Below are 3,678 nucleotides of genomic sequence, written 5' to 3'. Positions count from 1 at the left end.
GCCGTCGCGCTCGGACAGCTGGTCGCGGGTCAGACCGGTCTTGCGCAGGAAGCCGTCGATGGCCTGGTCGGGCGCGCCGACTCTCGGGCCTTTGACCTCTTCGTCGCGGTCGGCCTGGGCGACCGGCAGGCCTTCGGCGGCCAGGTGCTCGCGGGCCATGCGCTCGAAGTCGCGCGCGGCCTGGGCCTGCATACGCGCGGGGATCTCTTCCGAGAACAGTTCGATCAGAAGCTGGGGCATCAGGCGTTGCCCCCTTCGTTGGCGACCCAGGCCTCGGCGCACATCTTGGTCAGGTCGCGGATGCGGCCGATGTAGCTCTGGCGTTCGGCGACGGCGATGGCGCCCCGCGCGTCCATCAGGTTGAACAGGTGGCTGGCCTTCAGCACGTGGTCGTAGGCCGGCAGGACGGTGCGCTGGCCCTGGGGGCCCCTGCCCTCCAGGATGCGGGGCACCTGGGCCTCCATGTCCTCGAACTGACGCTTGAGCGTGTCGACGTCATAGAGGTGGAAATTGGCCTCCGACTGCTGGCGCTCGTTCTCCAGGAAGACGTCGCCATAGGTCATGGGCGCCGGGCCGTCGGGATCGTTGAAGGCCAGGTCGGTGAAGTGGTCGACGTTCTGGATGTACATGGCCAGGCGTTCCAGGCCGTAGGTCAGCTCGCCGGCCACGGGCCAGACGTCCAGGCCGCCAACCTGCTGGAAGTAGGTGTACTGGGTCACTTCCATGCCGTCACACCAGACCTCCCAGCCTAGGCCCCAGGCCCCGACGGTGGGGTTCTCCCAGTCGTCCTCGACGAAACGGATGTCGTGCAGGCGCGTGTCGAGGCCGATGGCCTCCAGGGAGCCCAGATAGAGCTCCTGCAGGTTGTCGGGGTTCGGCTTCAGGATCACCTGGTACTGGTAATAGTGCTGCAGGCGGTTGGGGTTCTCGCCATAGCGGCCGTCCCCGGGGCGCCGAGAGGGCTGCACATAGGCCGCCCGCCAGGGCTTGGGGCCCAGCGCGCGCAGCACCGTGGCCGGGTGTAGGGTGCCGGCGCCCACCTCGACATCGTGCGGCTGCAGAATCACGCAGCCCTGGGCGCTCCAATACTCATGGAGCTTCAGGATAAGTCCCTGAAACGAAAGCGGCTTTCTGGCGGACATGGGATGGGTTTCGCAGGCGCAAAAAAAGTCGGCGGACCATAGGGCCCGCCGACTGTCGCCACAAGACGTTGAAGCGTGTCTCTAGTTGCCCTTCGCGGCCGTGCGCTTGCCGGCGTTGGACACGGGCTGCCCGTACTTGGCGCGGTTCGCCGGCGTGTCGGCGACCGGACCATTGGTGACGACGCTGGTGGTCACGACGGCGGAGCTGTCGCGCGCCACGGCGTTGACCGCGGCGGCCTCGGTGGTCTTGAGGCCGGGGTCGACCATCGTCCCCTCTGGCGGAGCCGGCGGCGACATGGCGTCGGCCGAAACCGGGGCGTTGGCAGGATCGACCGGCGGCGCCATCGACTGGGCCTGGACGGCGCCGGCGAAGAGCGCCGTCGCGGCCACGGCCGTCATCAAGGTCTTGAGATACATGATGTTCACTCCTGATCTTGAACGAATGAGCGCGTCGGGACCTGCTTAGTTCCCCTTCGCCTTGCTACGCTTGCCGGCGTTGGAGAGCGGCTTGTACATCTGGCGGTTCTCCGGGGTGTCGGCGACCGGCTGCATGGTGACCGTCGTGGTGGTCACGGCAGCGCCGGTCGAGGCGTCCACACCTGTCGCGGCGGCCGGGGCGGCCATCGGTTCGGCGGCGGGAGCCGGGGTCATGGCCTCGGTGGTCGGGGCCGGCTCAGCCGTCGTGGCGGGTTCGGCGGCTGGCGGAGGCTCGGCGGCGGGCGGCGTCATCGGCTCCTGGGCCGAGGCGTCGGCGCCGGTCTTGTCGGCGGCGGGCGCGGGCGTGGCCGCTTCATTCGTCACCGCCGCCTTGGCGTCAGCTTCCGAAACCGGCGAGGGCGCCATCTCCTTGGTGTCCTGCATCAGGCACTGGACGCCCGCGGCGTCGAGGGCGGCGAGCTTGTCCTTGGGCGGCGTGGCCTTGGGGGTCTCGGTGACGGGGGCGGCCGGCGCGGCCGGCGTCGCCGCCGGGGCGGTGGTCGAGGCCGCGGCGCCGCTGGCGGTCGCCGAGGCCGCGCCCGGCATCAGCACCTTGTTGACGACGTGGATGATGCCGTTGGTCGCGGCGATGTCGGCCTGAACGATCGTGGCGTCATTGACCATGGGGGTCTCGCCGCCCGACAGCTCGACCGACGGGCCGGCCACTGTGGCGGCCTTACGCGTCGAGCCCTTGAAGTCGGCCGAGGTCACCGGGGCGTTGACCACGTGATAGATCAGCAGCTTCTGAAGCTGGGCCTTGTTCTCCGGCAGCATCAGCTTGTCCAGCTCTCCGGCCGGCAGGGCGGCGAAGGCCGCATCGGTCGGGGCGAAGACGGTCAGGTTTTTGTTGGTCTTGAGCAGGCTCGTGAGGTTCGTCGCCTCGGCGGCCTTCAGGAAGGTCGTGAACTGACCTGAGGCCTTGGCGGTGTCGACGATGTCGCCGGCGGCGACAACCTTGGCGACAGGCGCCACCGCGACGGTGGTGTCAGGCGCGGTTTCGGCGCTGGCGGCGGCCGGCGTGGTCGGAGCCGGATTGGCGGCGGGCGCGGCTGGGGTCTGGGCCTGAGCGGCGCCCGCCAGCAGGGCCGCGAGAGCGGCGGTCGTCAGAAAACGGGTCAGGTGCATCGGATCCTCGGGGGTTGAGAGATGGAGCCCTGGCCGGGAAAGCCCGGCCGTCGCGGTTCACAGCGCACAGCTTGCCGAGCGGTTTCCCCTGATCACGGGTTCGTGAGAACGTGCCTCGCCAGCGCCCACATTCCGTCCGCCCACGGCCGCAAACGGCGCCTCTGGAGCGCCAGCCCGCTTAAAGCGCACGCAAACGAGCGAAGCGGCGCCCACAAAACAGGCGCCGCGTGGCTTTTCGTTGATCAAGGGTTACCAGACGGCCTTCCAGCGGCCTGCCCCCGATAGCGTCGCCTTGCCGTCGGAGGGGGAGTGCAAGCCGCGTTTCGCCGACGGCGCGGGAAAACAACCCACTGGCGCGTCTCGGCTTGGGCCGCGCGGGAGCAGGCGATGAAATTGATCATAGCGATCGTCAAACCTTTCAAGCTGGACGACGTGCGCGAAGCGCTCGTCGCCGCCGGCATCGAGGGGCTGACGGTCTCCGAAGTTAAGGGCTACGGCCGCCAGAAGGGGCAGACGGAGATCTACCGGGGGGCCGAGTACCAGGTGAATTTCGTGCCCAAGGTGAAGCTGGAGGCGGTCGTCGACGACGCCGCGGCCGGCAAGGCCGTCGAGGCCATCAAGGCCGCGGCCGCCACCGGCAAGATCGGCGACGGCAAGATCTTCGTCCTCAATGTCGAGGACGCAGTGCGTATTCGGACCGGAGAGTCCGGCACGGCCGCCCTCTAGGGCGCGCCGAACTCATCGGGACATGGGGATAGCGACAATGAAATCATCGGGACTGCACAAACTGACGGGCCTGGCGCTCGCAGCCATCCTAGCCGGGGGCCTGCTCGCGCCCGCGGCCTTCGCCCAGGACGCCGCGCCGCCGGCCGCGCCCGCCGCCGCCGAGGCGACCGCCGCCCCGGCGGCTGAAGCTCCGCCGGCCGCCGCGCCC

The 3,678-nt window shown here is 69.4% G+C and carries 4 protein-coding genes and 1 pseudogene; 1 reads left to right on the top strand and 4 read right to left on the bottom strand.

Translation table 11 applies throughout. The features are described 5' to 3' along the window. The 4 genes and pseudogenes from RMO04_RS12220 to RMO04_RS12205 form a co-directional block, all read right to left on the bottom strand. Positions 1-240, bottom strand: a pseudogene (locus RMO04_RS12220) (glycine--tRNA ligase subunit beta); the annotation flags it as partial. After that, positions 240-1,142 (bottom strand): glycine--tRNA ligase subunit alpha, encoded by a 903-nt coding sequence (locus tag RMO04_RS12215; RefSeq protein ID WP_309645059.1) that lies wholly within the window; start codon positions 1,140-1,142, stop codon positions 240-242. The gene RMO04_RS12215 and the pseudogene RMO04_RS12220, both read right to left, overlap by 1 nt. Before the next feature lie 81 nt (positions 1,143-1,223). Further along, entirely contained in the window at positions 1,224-1,559 is a 336-nt protein-coding gene (locus RMO04_RS12210; protein ID WP_309645058.1) for a hypothetical protein, read from the bottom strand. A gap of 45 nt (positions 1,560-1,604) precedes the next feature. Further along, complete coding sequence (locus RMO04_RS12205; protein WP_309645057.1) at positions 1,605-2,744, bottom strand: fasciclin domain-containing protein; 1,140 nt, start codon at positions 2,742-2,744, stop codon at positions 1,605-1,607. A gap of 387 nt (positions 2,745-3,131) precedes the next feature. On the opposite strand from RMO04_RS12205, the gene RMO04_RS12200 reads away from it, so the two are divergent. After that, positions 3,132-3,470, top strand: a complete 339-nt coding sequence (locus RMO04_RS12200) for a P-II family nitrogen regulator (RefSeq protein ID WP_309645056.1) — start codon at positions 3,132-3,134, stop codon at positions 3,468-3,470. The last annotated feature ends 208 nt before the right edge of the window (positions 3,471-3,678 follow it).

Source organism: Phenylobacterium sp. (assembly GCF_031412415.1).
Classification (GTDB): Bacteria; Pseudomonadota; Alphaproteobacteria; order Caulobacterales; family Caulobacteraceae; genus Phenylobacterium.
The sequence above is the reverse complement of the archived record's forward strand: the minus strand, read 5'-3'. Positions and strand labels throughout refer to the sequence as shown.